14 protein-coding genes are annotated in these 16670 nt (G+C 64.8%); 7 read left to right on the top strand and 7 right to left on the bottom strand.

The annotated features are described in order from the left end of the window. Positions 1-3 precede the first annotated feature (3 nt). Positions 4-2178 carry a xanthine dehydrogenase family protein molybdopterin-binding subunit gene (locus tag DTX69_RS26055; protein WP_119304514.1) on the top strand — a complete coding sequence of 725 codons (2175 nt, stop codon included), beginning with the start codon at positions 4-6 and terminating at the stop codon, positions 2176-2178. Between the two features lie 137 nt (positions 2179-2315). On the opposite strand, the gene DTX69_RS26050 is transcribed toward DTX69_RS26055, so the two are convergent. From DTX69_RS26050 to DTX69_RS26040, 3 genes are all read right to left on the bottom strand, one after another. Beyond that, complete coding sequence (locus DTX69_RS26050; protein ID WP_119304513.1) at positions 2316-3119, bottom strand: polysaccharide pyruvyl transferase family protein; 804 nt, start codon at positions 3117-3119, stop codon at positions 2316-2318. A gap of 177 nt (positions 3120-3296) precedes the next feature. Beyond that, positions 3297-3563, bottom strand: coding sequence for a hypothetical protein (locus DTX69_RS26045; RefSeq protein ID WP_119304512.1), 267 nt, complete (start codon positions 3561-3563; stop codon positions 3297-3299). 74 nt (positions 3564-3637) lie between these two features. Beyond that, a complete protein-coding gene (locus DTX69_RS26040) occupies positions 3638-4435 on the bottom strand; it encodes an SGNH/GDSL hydrolase family protein (protein WP_284736076.1) in 798 nt (265 codons plus the stop codon). A 33-nt stretch (positions 4436-4468) separates the two neighbouring features. On the opposite strand from DTX69_RS26040, the gene DTX69_RS26035 reads away from it, so the two are divergent. Continuing rightward, positions 4469-4864, top strand: a complete 396-nt coding sequence (locus DTX69_RS26035; RefSeq protein ID WP_119304511.1) for a hypothetical protein — start codon at positions 4469-4471, stop codon at positions 4862-4864. 65 nt (positions 4865-4929) lie between these two features. On the opposite strand, the gene DTX69_RS26030 is transcribed toward DTX69_RS26035, so the two are convergent. Beyond that, a complete protein-coding gene (locus tag DTX69_RS26030; RefSeq protein WP_119304510.1) occupies positions 4930-6252 on the bottom strand; it encodes a tetratricopeptide repeat protein in 1323 nt (440 codons plus the stop codon). A gap of 96 nt (positions 6253-6348) precedes the next feature. After that, positions 6349-7068, bottom strand: a complete 720-nt coding sequence (locus tag DTX69_RS26025; RefSeq protein ID WP_119304509.1) for a Crp/Fnr family transcriptional regulator — start codon at positions 7066-7068, stop codon at positions 6349-6351. A gap of 227 nt (positions 7069-7295) precedes the next feature. Between DTX69_RS26025 and DTX69_RS26020 the strand changes: the two genes are divergently transcribed. The 5 genes from DTX69_RS26020 (at position 7296) to DTX69_RS26000 (ending at position 14049) form a co-directional block, all read left to right on the top strand. Continuing rightward, complete coding sequence (locus DTX69_RS26020) at positions 7296-7925, top strand: FecR family protein (protein ID WP_162917571.1); 630 nt, start codon at positions 7296-7298, stop codon at positions 7923-7925. A gap of 12 nt (positions 7926-7937) precedes the next feature. Further along, on the top strand, positions 7938-9860 hold the full coding sequence (locus tag DTX69_RS26015; protein ID WP_119304507.1) for a CHASE2 domain-containing protein: 1923 nt from the start codon (positions 7938-7940) through the stop codon (positions 9858-9860). 261 nt (positions 9861-10121) lie between these two features. Further along, complete coding sequence (locus DTX69_RS26010) at positions 10122-11063, top strand: ABC transporter permease (protein WP_119304506.1); 942 nt, start codon at positions 10122-10124, stop codon at positions 11061-11063. Between the two features lie 13 nt (positions 11064-11076). Beyond that, on the top strand, positions 11077-11937 hold the full coding sequence (locus DTX69_RS26005) for an ABC transporter permease (protein WP_284736075.1): 861 nt from the start codon (positions 11077-11079) through the stop codon (positions 11935-11937). A 12-nt stretch (positions 11938-11949) separates the two neighbouring features. Continuing rightward, complete coding sequence (locus tag DTX69_RS26000) at positions 11950-14049, top strand: dipeptide ABC transporter ATP-binding protein (protein ID WP_119304505.1); 2100 nt, start codon at positions 11950-11952, stop codon at positions 14047-14049. A gap of 95 nt (positions 14050-14144) precedes the next feature. Here the strand turns inward: DTX69_RS26000 and DTX69_RS25995 are convergent, their stop codons facing one another. Then, entirely contained in the window at positions 14145-14753 is a 609-nt protein-coding gene (locus DTX69_RS25995) for a 2-hydroxychromene-2-carboxylate isomerase (protein ID WP_119304504.1), read from the bottom strand. Positions 14754-15027: 274 nt separating this feature from the next. Continuing rightward, entirely contained in the window at positions 15028-16662 is a 1635-nt protein-coding gene (locus tag DTX69_RS25990) for an acyl-CoA dehydrogenase family protein (RefSeq protein WP_119304503.1), read from the bottom strand. Between the last annotated feature and the right edge of the window lie 8 nt (positions 16663-16670).

Below are 16670 nucleotides of genomic sequence, written 5' to 3'. Positions count from 1 at the left end.
CTCATGAACGCAATCGCCAAACTTTCCCGGCGCAACTTCATCGTTGGTTCGACCGCCACGATCGGCGGCTTGTCGCTCGGCTTTTGCGTGCCGTTCGCTGAGGCCGCCGGCAATCTCCCGCCCGAGGTCAATGCCTGGGTGGTAGTGAGACCCGACGACACGATTGTCATCCGCATCGCGCGCTCGGAGATGGGGCAAGGCTCGCTCACCGGCCTCGCACAGCTGGTGGCCGAAGAGCTGGAATGCGACTGGTCAAAGGTCACGACCGAATATCCGTCGCCGGGGCAGAATCTAGCCCGCAATGAGGTGTGGGGTGACTTCACGACAACGGGCAGCCGAGCGATCCGCCGGTCGCACGAATATGTGCGCCAGGGAGGAGCCGCCGCGCGCGAGATGCTGATCGCTGCTGCCGCCGAGCAATGGGGCGTGCCGGCCCGCGAATGCAGGGCCGCCAACAGCGTCATTACGCACCAGCCGAGCGGGCGCACCACGACTTACGGCAAGGTGGCGGACGCCGCCGCGCGCCAGACGCCGCCTAGCGAAGTCAAGCTCAAGGATCCGAAGGACTGGAACATCGCCGGCCAGCCGCTGCATCGGCTCGATACCGCCGACAAGCTGACTGGCAAGCAGAAATACGGCATCGACCTGGTCCAGCCAGGCATGCTGAACGCCGCGATCCGCGCCTGCCCGGTATTCGGCGGCAAGCTCGCGCGCTTCGACGCCGCAGCCGTGCAGACCATGCCCGGTGTGCGCAAGGTATTGCAGGTGGACGAGACGGCGGTCGCCGTGGTCGCCGACACCTGGTGGCGCGCCAAGACCGCGCTCGATGCCTTGCCTATCACCTGGGACGAGGGATCGAACACCGGCGTCAGCAGCGCCAGCATAGCGGAGCTGCTGGCCGAAGGCCTCGAGTCCGACGAGCGGGTTTTCGTGGGCACCTCGATCGGCGATGCACGCGGCGTCATCGCGAAGGGCGGCAAGGTGATCACCGCCACCTATGCGTTCCCGTACCAGAACCACGCCACCATGGAGCCGATGAACGCTACCGCGCTCTGGACGCCCGAACGCTGCGACGTGTGGGCGCCGACGCAGAGCGGAGGATTGAGCCTCCAAGTTGCCGCCGAAGCGGCTGGGCTGCCGATCGAGCAGTGCGACGTACACAAGGTCCATCTGGGCGGCGGTTTCGGCCGGCGCGGCGGATTCCAGGATTTCGTGCGCCAGGCTGTGACGATCGCCAAGCAGATGCCCGGCACGCCAATCAAGCTGATCTGGTCGCGCGAGGAGGACATGCTGCACGGCTTCTACCACCCGACCACGCAATGCAAGCTGACCGGGGTGCTCGACGAGGCCGGCAGTCTGACGGGATTCCACATGCGCATTTCCGGTCAGTCCATCCTGACCAGTGCGGCGCCGCAGCGCCTGCGCGACGACGGCAGCGACCCGCTCGTGTTCCAGGGGCTCGCCAACGGCGGCGACGAATACGCGTTGGGCTACACGATCCAGAATCTGCTGATCGATCACGCGATGAGGAATCCACCGGTCCCGCCGGGATTCTGGCGCGGCGTGAACCTCAATCAGAATGCCCTGTATCTCGAATGCTTCATGGATGAGCTGGCACACGCGGCCGGGCAGGATCCCCTAGCCTTCCGGCGCAAGCTGATGGTGGACCATCCGAAGCATCTGGCCGTGCTCGAAGCGGTGGCAGAGCGTATCGGCTGGAACAGCACGCCACCGCAGGGAGTCCATCGCGGCCTGGCCCAGATCATGGGCTTTGGCAGCTACGTCGCCGCGGCGGCCGAGGTCTCGGTCTCTGACGGTCAACTGAGGATCCATCGGATCGTCGCGGCGACGGACCCCGGCCATGTAGTGAACCCGGCTCAGATCGAGCGCCAGGTCGAAGGCTCCTTCGTCTACGGACTCTCGGCTTGTCTCTATGGCGAATGCACGGTCAAGGGCGGACGCATGGAGCAGGAGAACTTCAATACCTATAACGTCATGCGGATGGCCGACATGCCGCGGGTCGAGACCATCGTCATGCCCTCTGGCGGTTTCTGGGGCGGCGTGGGCGAGCCGACCATCGCGGTGGCAGCCCCGGCGGTGCTGAACGCGGTCTTCGCCGCCACCGGTAAGCGCATCCGGAGGATTCCGCTGGCCAACCAGGACCTGGGGAGCGTCTGAGATGGAGCTCGGCGCTCAACCGGTCCGCGCCCGGCAATGCTTCTGGCTGTGGGTGTGCGGGACCGCCACAGCGGCCCTGCTCATGATCGTATCGAGCGCAGCGACATGATTGCTGCGCTCGCGCAGCTGCACGGACTTTATGCCGGCAACCGCCAGGGTTCCTGCCGCTCCAGCCAATCGAACAGCCGATCGTAGCGGCTGCGCCAGTTCTCCGCTTCCTGGATAGACGCCTTCAGCTCCGAGAATGTCCTGAAGACGGGAATATCCGCACCCGCCGACGCGATAATGCCCTCGATCTTGTGCGTGTTGCCGGCGAGGGCCAGGAAAGGCGTGCGCGCCTTGCACGCGGCATAGACGGCATGATGGCGTCCGGTCAGCAGCAGGCGTGCCGTTTTCAGCGACCCCACCAGGGACGACCAGTCCATCGCGCGCATGTCGAGGAACGAGAAGCGCTCCGCCCAGCGCGACCGGAGGCGGACAAAGCTGCCGAATTCATGGGACAGGAAGTCCGTCATCACGATGCCGCCCTTGAGGTCGACGGCATCGCCGCGCGTGATGGGGGCGAAATAGGACAGGTCGGGCACGACATCGGCCGTGACGTCATGCTGTGCGATCGCGCGCTGCGAAAGCACCTCGCGCACCACGATCTGACGGCATTTTGCGAGCGCGGCATCGAATTCGTGCGGATTGTCCTGCCAGACGCTGTTGACGAGGAACGCCGGCCGTGCGCTCGCGGTCGCCATCTCGATCAGCCGCATCTTGTCGCGGAAGGCCCCACCGCCATGGTGCATCGAGCCTTCCCCGTTCACGACCAGGACATCGAAATCATCGCCCGTCACGATCTCGCCGTGTCGCCGCAATTCGGCGGCAATGACCTGCGTGACGGCCGCGGATCCGCAATGATAGCTCGAATGGTCTCCAGTTAGCCGGATGCGCACCATGATTTCGCCCGATTGTCAGCGCCGCGCGTGCGGCTCCCGGCGCCGGAGTGTGGCGAACCGCCAATGTGGGGTCAATGCGCGCGATTCGGCCCTGGCGCCTGAGCACTTGCCTCGGGCGTGGACAAGTCGAGTTGCGGCAGCAGCGACGCTGTCGCGATTTTCGCGCCCTGGATACAGTCAGTTCGTCGGCACCGTCCGATCCGCCTGCGGGCAGCCGTTGGGACGCGTCTTCGTTCCTTGGCGTTCCGGCGGAACCTTGCAGTTGTTGACGCGCTGTTCGTCGCTTGCCTTGTCGCTCAAGCGCTCCTTTCCGGTCTTCGGAGATGTGGCCGACGACGTAGCTCCAGTATCCGCCTGCAGCGACTCCTCCGCCCAGACCAAGACGGGAAAGAGGAGCAGCGCAGTGCTTGCTGCCAGCGCAAGAAGGGCATTGCAGGTCCGCATGCCGAGCCTCGTTCGCGATGCGAGCAGAATCCACCCCCATCCTCGGTTGACACTCCGATTCTTGCGCTCTTCCGCTAGCGCACGAACACCTGGCTGCGGCCGACATCGAATTCGTGCTGCGTGAGGAGCGACACGATCGTGCCCGCAATCTTCCGGCCGCCCTGCACCGAGGGCTCGATCGGGTTGGCAAAATCCGCATCCTCGCCGCACACCACGCGCAGGTCGATCAGTGGAAGGCCGCGCATGACCACCTCGCGAACAATAACGTCGTTGATCACCGCAAGTGCCGTAGTGGCGACACGCCGCTCGATCGGGTCCGAATAGCGCGGATCGTAGATGGTGCAGAATGCCGTCGCCAGCTTCCTGCCGACCACCGCCTCGACCATTCGGACATAGCCGCTGCGAAATTCCTGCTGAATATCGGCAAGCTTCATGAGCGTGTCGGCAACCGAGCTGGAGGCCGCGCCCAGGATGTCCGAATAGCCCAACGCGTCGTTGCCGCCGATGCTGACGACAAGGTGCGTCGCGTCCGACGGCACGCGGGTCAGCTGATCGCCTATATCCCGGATCGTGCTGCCGTCGATCGCAGTCAGAGTCGCGCGCCAGCCTGCCGGCAGGCGCTCCCGGACTTGCGCAATGACGTCCGGCCCGCCGCCCACATAGGCAGCATTGTCAAAGATCGAATCCCCGAGCAAGGCTACATGGGGCATGGCTGAACCCTCCCCGGCGCGCGCCACGCCGGCCGTGGCAAGCGCGCCTATTGTTGCCGCCAGGATCGCACGCCGCGAGATACCACTCTCGCCATCGAGAAGATGCTGCGCGCCCGGAGCAAAATTGTCGTTCCCGTGTTGGGTACCCGGGCGTAGGTTCAATGCGCCCTCCTCGACGGAGACAGGGGACATGCCATGAAAATCATCGCCATGACAATGGTTCCAGGCCTGGCGCTTGCCCTTGCAATGCTGGGGAGTTCAGCTGCGCAGGCCGAGCAATATCGGCTTCTGCCCAGCGAGACTGGCACGATCTGCCAATCCGCCACCAAGTCGGACGTGACAACCATCCAAGGTGGCAACGACGTCAAGATCGCCCGCGCCAAGCGCGACACCGTGAACGCGGCCATCTGCGTCAGCGAGGGCAGCGTGAGTGGTGTCAACGTCCGTTGGAAGGCCAACGGCTACTGGAAGAGCAGCGGCACCATCGGCGAGGGTTGTGCCGAGATCCTGGGCGCCAGCAAGATCAAGGTGCGCCCCGTGAACACCAATTTCCACGAGGCCGCGACCTACTACACTTGCATCCAGGAGTAACGCCGCGCGCAAGCCAAAAGCCCGGGCTCCTTGCGGTGCCCGGGTGAGGAGTGGCTGAGAGGTACTTACGCTGCCCGCTTCGTGCCCTGGTCGCGATAGCGACGGGCCAGCGGGCTCTTGGGCTTGAGCGTCAGCCGTTCATTGGCGAGCGCCCGGACCAAGCTAAGCTCGCCCGCGCGATGCGCCGCCTCGATCAAGGTGAGGTCGATCAGGTCACGCTGGGCGTGGCTGCCGCCGAAGCGCTGAGCGATGTTGCGCAGCGGGCGCAGCAGGTCGATGGTCGCGGCATACTTGCCTTGCTCGAACGCCAGCAGGGCGCGCGCCAGTGGCAGGCCGACATCGCGGCTCATCAACGCATTGTCCGATTGCTTGCGCGCCGTCTCGGTCAGGATGGAGACCGTGCGCTCCGCCTCCCCGATGCGCCCAGCGCCCAGCAGCGCCATCACCGCATGGCAGTCATTGAAGGCATAGAGCTTGTCCTCGACCAGCGGTTGCCAGCGATCGGCGATCGCCTGCCAACGGTCGCCGACATCGACGCCGCGCAGCTTCAACCGCCACAGCAGGGCCGCAGCATCCACCATGTCGAGCACCGTGGCGGAGGAGCCGCCGCGAATCGGACTGTCATAGAGCTTCAGAGCTTCGGCTGTCTGGTCCGCCTCCAGACGGAACAGGGCGAGATGCCACCAATTGTGCACCTGGAAGAAGGATTCGGGCGCCCAACCCGCTTCATTGTCGCGCATGAAGCCGGCGCCCTCCTCGTATCGCCCCATCATCTCCATCACATGAGCGACGGCGTGATACGCCCAGCCATCGCGCTTGTTGAGCTGGATGGCGCGGCGCGCGCTCTCTTCCGCGCGGGCATGATCGCCCATTTCTTCGAGGCCGAAGGCGTGCATGCCGAGCAGCGTGTGATAACCGGGCATGCGCTGATCCCATTCGGCGAGCACTCGTGCCACGCGATCGCGCAGATTGCGGCTGTCGCCGCGGTAGAAGTCGAGGAGGTGACCCATCTGCAGCGCGACGATGTCGTGCGGATCGTCGATCAGGATGTCGTCCAATCGCTCCGAGGCGCGATTGAAGGCTCCGTCGATCAGGCAGGCGATGGCCGCGGCGTGGCGCCGCTCGCGGTCATTGAGCTTCAGATTGTGCAGCTTCGCCAGCAATTCTGTCGCGTTCGCGACGGACCCGCGCTCCATGCCGGAGAGCAGCAGATAGGCCTTGAGCGCAATCGCCATGGCGAAGTCCGGGCTTTCGGCGATGGCGTTGTCGACCGTCGCGACCGGATCACCGACATAGCAGTTGAACTGGCAGATCGCGGTCTCGTAGAGCTCGACCGCCTTGGTATCGGCGCCCGTCACTGGCGCGCCGCGATGATCCTTCATGATCATAGGCCCTCTCCTTCTTCTCTCCCGAAGCTGCGCCGGTTGACGCAGGCAAGCCATCAAAGACCTAGGCCAGCGGCGCTCGCCCCGCTGTGAGGCACTTCACACCCGGTCTATGCTGTCGATCGCGGCATGCTCGCGCAGCGTGCCGAGATCGAGGATGGTAAGCCCGCCATCTTCGGTGCTGACGATGCCCTTGTGGCTCCATGCCGCGAGCTGTTTGTTGATGGCCTCGCGCGAGACGCCAAGCATCTGCGCGAGCTCGGTCTGTGAAAAGCGTCGGCCGAGCCGCGCTTCGTTGCCATCGATCTCGCCATGCGCCACGATCAGATCGCCGAGCTTGCGCGCCAGGCGCACCGGTAGATCGGCAAAGGCGAAGTCGCTCAGCAGGTCCGTCTTCCGGCGCATGCGTTCGCACAGCAGCTCGATGATGTGCCGCCCGAGGATCGGCTCGCTGTCGAGCACCGATAGAAAGGCCGAGCGCTGGATCACCAGCAAGAGGGTCGCTTCCTGTGCGGTCGCGTTGGCGGTGCGCGGCAATCCATCCAACAAGGCGATTTCGCCGAACACGTCGCCCGGCTCCATGATGGAGAAGGTCAACTCCTTGCCGCTGTCGCTGCCGACCCAGATGCGGACCAACCCGTTCACCACGGCGTAAAGCGCATCGCCCTCATCGCCGCGGTTGAACAAGTTCTCGCGCCGGTCCAGGTGCTTGGTGACCGACAAGGCAGCCAGCCGCTCCAGGATCGGCTGTGCCACATCCTTGAAAAGAAAGCTGCGCCGGATGAGCGCCTGGCGCTCGCTGTGGTCCAATCGCCCCATTAATGTATCCAAAATTGTCGTCCGGCCGCCCTGAGGGACGCCATAGAGCTACAAATGGCGGTCTATCCGCAAGGGCTTGTGAACCCCTTCACACCGTCGTCGGCCTATTGGCTCAATCTATTTGACTGCTTAGGCCTACCCCGGCATTGCTGCGCGACCCGAAACGCCGGATGGTTGCATATTCTATCACCTTAGCGAGGGGAATTTGAATGGAATCGAGGCGAGCCATGGGTGAACGACATCCAGGAACCAATCGACGCTGCTGGCTACCAATATGTATCGGTACGCTCCTGGTGCTCGGCCAGCCTGCCTTTGCGCAGGACCGTGCCTGCGCGGTGGCCGAAGTCGCCGGCGCGGCAAGCCTGACGCATGCTGGCGCCCGCACGAATGTGCAGGTCGGAACCGAGCTTGCCGCCAGGGATGTGTTGCAGACCGGTCCGTCCGGTCGCGTGGATGTCGCGTGCAGCGACGGCACGCGCGTGACGCTTGGTCCCGACACGCAGGTCGGCTTGGGCTCTCTGGTAGGCGAGCAGGCAGACGATGCTTCCATCGGCATGAGCCTGCATCGAGGCATTGCGCGATTCCTGGCGCCGATCAGGACCTGGGGCAGCTTCAACGTGTTCGGCCCCGTTGCTGTCGCGTCGGTGCGCTCCACCGAATGGATCATGGAAACGCCCAAGCGCGGCACCAACGTGTTCGTGCTGGCGGGCACTGTCGATGTGTTGGGTAAGCGCGGCGACAATGTCCGCCTGTCGCCGACCTATGGCGTCGACGTGACCGCCGACGGCACGATGGGAGAAGCCAAGGTATGGGGCGCCCAGCGAGTCGCCAATGCTCTGGCGAGGCTCGGCCTGTAATAGCGAGGTCGCTTGCGTACCACCATCGGCAAGCTGCCCTGGTACTGGGTCCTCGTGTGCCTGATCGCCGGGGCCGCCATCGGCTGGTGGCATCCCGGCGAAACGAGCGCGCTGACCGCCGCGCTCGAAGGCCGCTTGCTCGACCTGCGTCATGTCCTGCGCGGGCCGCTCAAGGCACCGGATGATTTCGTCATCGTCGCGATCGACGATCGGAGCGTCGATCGGCTGCAACGCTTTCCCGTGCCGCGCGCAGCTCTTGCCGACGCGGTCGATCGCCTGACCGATGCCGGCGCCAAGGTTCTGGCAATCGATCTCCTGCTGCTGGAACGCGAGGCCGGTGGTGAGGGCGATGCACTCTCATCCGGCGATTCGCTGCTGGTGGCAGCCTTGGCCCGCCATGGCCACGTGATACTGGCGACGACGGAGTCGGCCGACATCCCGCCCGATACCGAGCTAGTGAAGCGCAGCCGGCTCGAAGTGGCGGGAACCGCCAGCGCTGCCCACGAACGGCCGGAGGGTTCCGTCGGCTTCCGGCTGCCAGTCAGCGATTTCGCCCGGGTCGCATCGCTGGCACATGTGAATCTGCCGCGCGATGCCGATCGGTCCATCCGGCGCATGGTGCTTGCAATGCCGATTGGATCGGCAGACTACCTGCCCGCCATGCCGCTAGAAGCCGTGCGGCTGCTACGCGATCTGCCGCGTTCGGCTATGAAATTGACCCCTGGCGTAAGCATCGCGCTAGGCAACCAGCAAATCGCCACCGACACCTATGATGCGATCGGCATCAATCACTATGGCGACGGTGGTGGCATCCCGAGCTATTCATTTATCGACGTGGTTGAAGGCAAGGTGCCGCCCGACTTGCTTGCCGGCCGAGCCATCTTCGTCGGCGCCACCGCGCTCGCGTCCGGCGACGTGTTTCTTTCGCCATTCGCAGTGGAACTGCCGGGCGTCAAGGTGCTGGCGACGGTCGCCGCCAACATCGCCCATGGCCAATATCTGCTCCGCGCGCCATCCACGTGGGCGATCGATATCGTCGTTGCTGTCCTGTTGTCGATGTTGGCCTTCCTCGCGGCCAACCGGCGCTCCCTGGCGATCGCCGCGATCGCAACAATCGCGCTGTGGGCCGTGACCTTTGCGGGCCTGCAATACGCGTTCACCGCGGCCTATCTCTGGCTCGATGCGACGACCTATGTTCTGACGCTCTTCAGCGTGGGCATCCTCACTTTCGCCGCGCGCATTGTGCAGCAGCGGCGCATCTCCGGCCGGCTTCAGTCCGAGCGCGACAATCTCGCGCGCTATCAATCGCCGCTCCTGGCGGAGTTCCTGGCCGAACAGCAGAGCCCGAGCTTCCATCAGCGGGCGCAGGAAGCCGCGGTGATGTTCGTCGACGTGGCGGGCTTCACGCGACGGGCCGAGCGTTTGGGCCCTACCGCGACCGTCGTCTTCCTGCGTGAACTGCACGGGCGCATCGAGCGCTCCGCCCTCGCCCATCGCGGCGTCATTGAGCAGTTCATGGGCGACGGCGCCATGATCATCTTCGGCCTGCCGGAGCCGACGCCGACCGACGCCACCCGGGCACTGGCGGCCGCGCGCCAGCTGCTCGACACCTTGAGCGACTGGAACCTCGATCTCGAGGCGGCAGGCCAGGAGCCGGTGCGTATGCGCATCGGCCTGCACTATGGGCCGGTGATCGCGGCACTGCTGGGCGGCGAGCACCAGGGCCAGATCACCGTCGCGGGCGACACCGTCAATGTGGCAAGCCGCTTGCAGGAGATGGGCAAGGAGCACAAGGCCGCGATCGTCGCCTCTGCCAAGTTCATCGCCAATGTGCACCGGGCCGGTCGCGACGACATGCTAAGCGGCATGCGCCGGCTCGCCGGCCAGCAGGTCCGTGGGCGAAACGAGACCATCGACCTCTGGGTATGGCCGTAAGGAATGGCTCGGCCTTCCCAGAAGGAATTTCTCCCGGCCCCTGAGGGGTAGGACCATTGCGTCGGATCAACCGAAGATCCTTCTCCCTGCCCGCTTTTAGGGAATAAGCGACGGTCGCTCAGGCGATAGTCCGCGTCGCGAAGGGGGTTCCATTTACACCCTGACTTACCTATGGTTTTCTGAGGGTTATAAATAAGAAAACATCAGGGAGGCGGCCGCGCGCACCGCGCGGACCCCGCCGTTCATATCGGAAGGGGACGAATGCTTGCTTTCTTTCTGAAGCGGCTGGCGTCGCTGGTTTTCACGATGCTGGTCGTGTCAGCCTTGGTATTCGCCGCCTTCGAGTTCACGCCCGGACAGATGGCGACCAAGATTCTGGGTCCCTTCTCGACCCAGGACCAGCGCGACCGCCTGATGGAGGAGCTCGGCCTCCACCGGCCGGTTTGGGAACGCTATTTCGAGTGGCTGGGCAATGTGCTCAGCGGCGATCTCGGTTACTCGACGCTCTATAAGCTGCCGGTCAACGACATCATCTGGGACCGGCTTGGCAACACCCTGACCCTGGCGGCGATCGCCTTCGCGGTGATGGTGCCGCTCTCGGTCCTGTTCGGCATCAGCGCCGGCATGCGCGAAGGCTCGAAGCTCGACCGCACCATCTCGGTCGCGAGCATCGTGACCACCTCGGTGCCCGAATTCGCTTCCGGCGTGTTCCTGGCCAGCATTTTCGTGATCGGCCTGGGCTGGCTGCCCGGCACTGCCACGCTTGAAGCCGGCGCCCGCTGGCCGATCGCCGCACAGCTCGTCCTGCCCGTGACCGTGATTGTGCTCTATGACCTCGGCTATGTCGTGCGCATGGTGCGCGCCTCGATGGTCGAGGTGATGACGCGGCCGTATATCCGCACGGCGATCCTGAAGGGCCTCACCTTCCGCGACGTGATCCTGAAGCATGCCTTGCGCAATGCGATGATCGCGCCCTTCACCGTCATCCTGCTACAGATCAACTATATGATCACCGGCGTCGTGGTGGTGGAGGCGGTCTTTGCCTATCCCGGCTTCGGACGCATGTTGCTGGATTCCGCGCTGTCGCAGGATGTGGCGACGGTGCAGGCGGCCTCTCTATTTGCCGTGCTGGTTTCGGTCTCTACCCAGATTGCGGGCGATCTGGGCTACATGATGCTGAACCCGCGTATCCGCTTCAGTTGAGGGAGAGCGACGGATGGCGATGAGCGATACCGCTGGTGCAGTGACCCGGACCTGGGCGCGCGTAAGCCTGCTGCGCGAATCCCCGGTTGGCATGGTGGGCGCCTTCCTGGTCGTGTTCTGGGTGTTGGTTGCGATCTTCGCGCCGGTGATCTCGCCGTTCGGGCCGAACTCCAACGACCTGGACGCGCTGGTCGATCCGACCCCGAACGCAATCCACTGGTTCGGCACCGACATGCAAGGCCGCGACATTCTTGCACGCGTGATCTGGGGCTCGCGCACGGTGCTCACCGTCGCGCCCGTCGCGGTCGCAATCGCCTATGCCATCGGCAGCCTGTTGGGCCTGCTGGCCGGCTATTATCGCGGCTGGGCCGATACTGTTATCAACCGCATCTCGGATATCATCCTGTCGTTCCCGGCCATCGTGCTCTATATCATCGTGATCATGCGGTTCGGCCCGAGCGCGCTCAACATCATCCTGGCGGTGATCTTCATCGCCTCGCCGCAAATCATGCGTATCGTGCGCGGCATGACGCTGGAGCTGCGCGAGCGCGAATATGTTGCCGCCGCCAAGATGCGCGGCGAATCCGCGCTCTACATCATGTTCATCGAGATCCTGCCCAATGCGCGCGGGCCGCTGATCGTCGATGCCTGTCTGCGCATGGGCTACACAACCATCGCCATCGGCGTGCTCGGCTTCTTGGGGTTAGGCCTGCCGCCGCCGACGCCCGACTGGGGCGGCATGGTGAAGGACAGCTACGCGCTGATGTCGATCTTTCCGCACATGGCGCTGTTCCCGGCAGCGGCCATCACCTCGCTGGTGGTCGGCTTCAGCCTGCTCGCCGACGGCATGCGCGAGATCAGCATGCGGGATTAGACGGAGTAAAGCATGCAATTCGCCACCGCCACTGAGACGAACAGCCGGCCCGGCGCCGGCGCCGGCAAGCCGCCGGTTCTCGAGCTGCGCAATGTCAGCATCTCCTATTTCGTGCGCGCGGGCGAAATGAAGGTGGTGCCGAACATCAGCTTCAAGCTCGGCCAGGGCGAGGCGATCGGCCTAGTCGGCGAATCCGGCTGCGGCAAGTCCACCGTCGCGTTCGCCGTCATGCAATATCTGGGCACAGTCGGCCGCGTCACCGGCGGGCAGGTCCTGTTCGAGGGTAAGGATCTCGCCAAGTTGTCGCCGGCGGAGCTGCGGGCCCTTCGCGGGCGCAAGATCTCCATGGTCTATCAGGACCCGATGAGCAGCCTCAACCCGGTCATCCCGATCGGCAAGCAGCTCATGGAAGTGCCGATGATCCATTTCGGCGAGAACGAGCAGCAAGCCCGGGCCCGCGCGCTGCAGATGCTGCGCGAGGTCAACCTGCCCGATCCTGAAACCATGATGACGCGCTATCCGCACCAGCTGTCGGGCGGGCAGCAGCAGCGCGTGGTGATCGCCATGGCGCTCATGGCGGAACCGTCGCTGCTGGTGATGGATGAGCCGACTACCGGCCTCGACGTCACGGTCGAAGCGGCCGTGCTCGATCTGGTGGCGCGCCTGCGCGAAAAGCACAACACCGCCATCGTCTTCATCAGCCACAATCTCGGCACGGTGGTGCGCATCTGCGACCGCATCGGCGTCATGTATGCGGGCGAGCTGGTGGAGGAAGGCCCGATCGCCGACGTGTTCCGCAACCCCCGCCATCCTTATACGCGGGGCTTGTTGAGCTGTATCCCGACCCTGGGCGCGGACAAGAACAGCCGGCCGCTGACCGCGATTCCGGGGCAGGTGCCGTCGATCCTCAACCGGCCGAAGGGTTGCGTGTTCCAGCCGCGCTGCCGCTTCGCGATCGCGGAGCGCTGCAGCCAGGATCCGCTGCCGACCTTGAGCCTCAGCGAGCGCCATCGCGTCAAATGCGTGCGGGCTGAGGAACTGCCGTCGCACGATAAGCTGCCGCAGGGCATTGAGGCGGTCGCCATTGGCGATCAGCCGGTCGATGCGGAGGCGGTGCTGAGGATCGCTCACCTGCGCAAGACCTATCACCAGTCGACCGGCATGTTCGGCGGCAAGGGCTATGACGTGCACGCCGTCGACAATATCGAGCTCGAGGCCAATCGCGGTCAGACCCTGGCAATCGTCGGCGAGTCCGGGTGCGGCAAATCCACCCTCGCCAAGGTGCTGACCGGCATCGAGCTCGGCTCTGCCGGCATGGTGACGCTGGCCGGCAAGGAGATCAGTCAGATTCCGGTGGAGGATCGCGAAGCGGACACCAAGCGCGCGGTCCAGATGGTGTTCCAGAATCCTGACAGCACGCTCAACCCCAGCCATTCCATCGGCTATGTAATGGAGCGCGCGATCCGCAAGCTGCGCGGCTTGAGCGGACGGGAGGCGAAGAACGAGACGAGCACACTTCTGAAAACCGTCAATCTGCCGCTGGAGTTCGCCAGTCGCATGCCGCGGCAGCTCTCCGGCGGCCAGAAGCAGCGCGTCGCCATTGCGCGCGCCTTGGCGGGCGAGCCGGACCTGATCCTGGCCGACGAGCCGGTCTCCGCGCTCGACGTCTCGGTGCAGGCCGCGATCATCAACCTGCTGGTCGACATCCAGGCCAAGCGCGGCGCAACCCTCATCTTCATCTCGCACGATCTGTCGGTCGTGCGGTACCTCGCCGATTACGTGGCGGTGATGTATCTGGGCCAGGTGATGGAATTCGGGCGCACTGACGAAATCTTCGCGCCACCCTATCATCCCTACACCGAGGCCTTGCTTTCGGCGGTGCCGATCGCCGATCCCGACGTGCACCAGCGCCGCATCATCCTTGAAGGCGCCATCCCCAGCCCGCAGAACCGCCCCAAGGGGTGCCCCTTCGCGACCCGTTGCCCGCGCAAGCTCGGCCCGATCTGCGACAACGAGGCGCCGCCGATGCAGACCACCGCCAGCGGCCACCGCATCGCCTGCCACATCCCGCTGGATGATCTGAAGAAGGTGGACAAGGTGGTGGTGGCGTAGCGCAACTCCGCCACGTGTCGCTCTCGCTGCTCACTCAATCGTCATGGTCGGACTTGATCCGACCATGACGGAAGTGAGAGCGTGTAGAATCGCGCCTATCGCTTCCCCGTCAGCGCCCAGCGCAGCAGGATGAGGCGGTCATTGCCCCAATAGACTTCGCCGTCGAACACGAAGCTCGGCACGCCGAACACGCCGAGTGCGACGGCGTCGGTGATGGCATGATGCAGCTCACTCTTGGTGTCGGAGCTTTTCGAGGCCTGGATAAGACGCCGCGGGTCCAGCCCCGCATCATGCGCCGCCGAAGAGATCACGGTTTCGGTGTCGCGTCCCTCGCGCTCACCCATGGTGAGGGCGAACACCGCCTGGGAGAACTTGGCGCAGCCCTCCGGCTCCTTGGCCGCTTCGGTGGCCGCCAGATTGAAGCGCAGCCAGTCGTATTTCTCCCATTCCACGATCCGCAGCGGAATGTCGTAATATCTGGCCCAGCGCACGACGTCCTTGCGCCGGTAGGCGATGTCGTACTGGCCGGACGTCGGCGCGCCGGAGAACGGATCCCACTTGCGCGCCACCATCAGCAGGTCGAAATCGAGCGGCCGCCACGCCACCTCCGCGCCACATTCCTTCTCCAGCGCCGCTATCTGCGTCGCGGCGAGATAGGAGTAGCGGCTGTTGAGTGCGAAATAGAAATCGACGTGCTTGGGCATGGAACTTTGATCCACCGTCGGCGAGGCTCTCGCGGCGATTAGAGCATAGCAAACGCTGCGTGTCTCGCGACGAACCTATGTGCACTTATCGGAGTGCATTTGAACATGGCGCAGAACCATGCGGATTCCCCTCCCCCACCTTTGGGGAGGGGCCGGGGTGGGGGAAGCGAGCGAAGATTCTCGCGCACCGAAACGCGGCTTCCCCCTCCCTAACCTCCCTTATGTCGGGGGAGGAGGCGGCTCGCTTTGCAGCAAGGAGTCTGTTGGAACGACTCTAATTCCGCCCGCTGAGCAGCCCGCGGGCGACCACCTGGGCCTGGATCTCGGCGGCGCCTTCGAACACGTTGAGGATGCGGGCGTCGCACAGCACGCGGCTGATTTCGTATTCCTGGGCGTAGCCGTTGCCGCCGTGGATCTGCAGCGCGTTGTCGGCGTTGGCCCAGGCAACGCGCGCCGCCAGCAGCTTCGCCATGCCGGCGGGGATGTCGCAACGCCGCTCCGAATCCTTCTCGCGCGCGGCGAAATAGCCGAGCTGGCGCGCGATCATGGTCTCGACCGCCATCCAGGCGAGCTTGCCGTGGACGCGCGGGAACTCATAGATCGGCCTGCCGAACTGGATGCGCTCGCGGGCGTATTTCAAACCCAGCCCCATGGCACATTGCGCGACGCCCACAGCGCGCGCCGCGGTCTGGATACGCGCGGATTCGAAGGTCGCCATCAGTTGCTTGAAGCCTTCACCCTCGCGCCCGCCGAGCAGGTTCTTCGCCGGCACTTCGAAGCCGTCGAAGCCGATCTCGTATTCCTTCATCCCGCGATAGCCGAGCACGGGAATCTCGCCGCCGCGCATGCCCTTGACCGGGAACGGATCGGCATCGGTGCCGCGCGGTTTCTCCGCCAGGAACATGGAGAGGCCGCGATAATCGGTCGAGCTCGGATCGGTGCGCGCCAGCAGGGTCATCATGTCGGCGCGCGCAGCATGGGTGATCCACGTCTTGTTGCCGGTCACCTTGTAGACATCGCCATCCTTCACCGCCCGCGTCTTCAGCGCGCCGAGGTCAGAGCCGGTATTCGGCTCGGTGAACACCGCCGTCGGTAGGATCTCGCCGCTCGCGAGCTTCGGCAGCCAGTGCCGTTTCTGCTCCTCGGTGCCACCGAGGCGGATCAGCTCCGCCGCGATCTCCGAGCGCGTGCCAAGCGAGCCCAGTCCGATATAGCCGCGCGACAGTTCCTCCGTGACCACGCACATGGCGAGCTTGCCAAGCCCCGACCCGCCGAATTCCTCCGGCACGGTCAGGCCGAACACGCCCATCTCCGCGAGCTGCGCGATGACCTCCAGCGGAATGAGCTCGTCCTTGAGATGCCAGCGATGCGCTGCTTCGCGGTGATCCTCGGCAAAGCGGCGGAACTGGTCGCGCACCATCAGCAGCGCCTCGTCCTCAAGGCCTGGCTCGCCGAATTCACTCTCTTCGATCAACTCCGCCAGACGTCGCCGCAGGAAGGGCAGGTCCGCCTGCTGGAAGTGCGCCAGCTGGCCCGCCAGCTTCTCCAGATCGGCTTCGGCGAGGCCGAGGTCGGCGGGCCGCACCATCTCGCCCTGGCTCATGGGGATGCCGCCCAGGATCTGCGCCAGGTACTCCGTGAAGCCGAGTTGCAGGATCAGCCGCTCGCGCTCGCCGAACTTGCCGGCACGATCAAGATTGTCCGCCCACTCAAGCGTGGCGCGCAGAGCGGCAACGTAGGTAGCGAGCCACGCAAACCCATGCGCGGCATGTTGGTGACGGTCCAAAGCGGCGGCATCGATTCTGCCGCCGAGAGCCACCTTCGTGCTGAGCGCCGCCTGCGCACGCGTCAGCACGTCTTCGGCCGCCTGCAGCGCCAGGTCGCAGGCGCCGTGCGCTCCAGCCGACATGGGAGAGC

Source organism: Dongia deserti (assembly GCF_003574735.1).
GTDB lineage: Bacteria > Pseudomonadota > Alphaproteobacteria > Dongiales > Dongiaceae > Dongia_A > Dongia_A deserti.
This window is presented reverse-complemented; position numbering and strand designations above follow the sequence as displayed.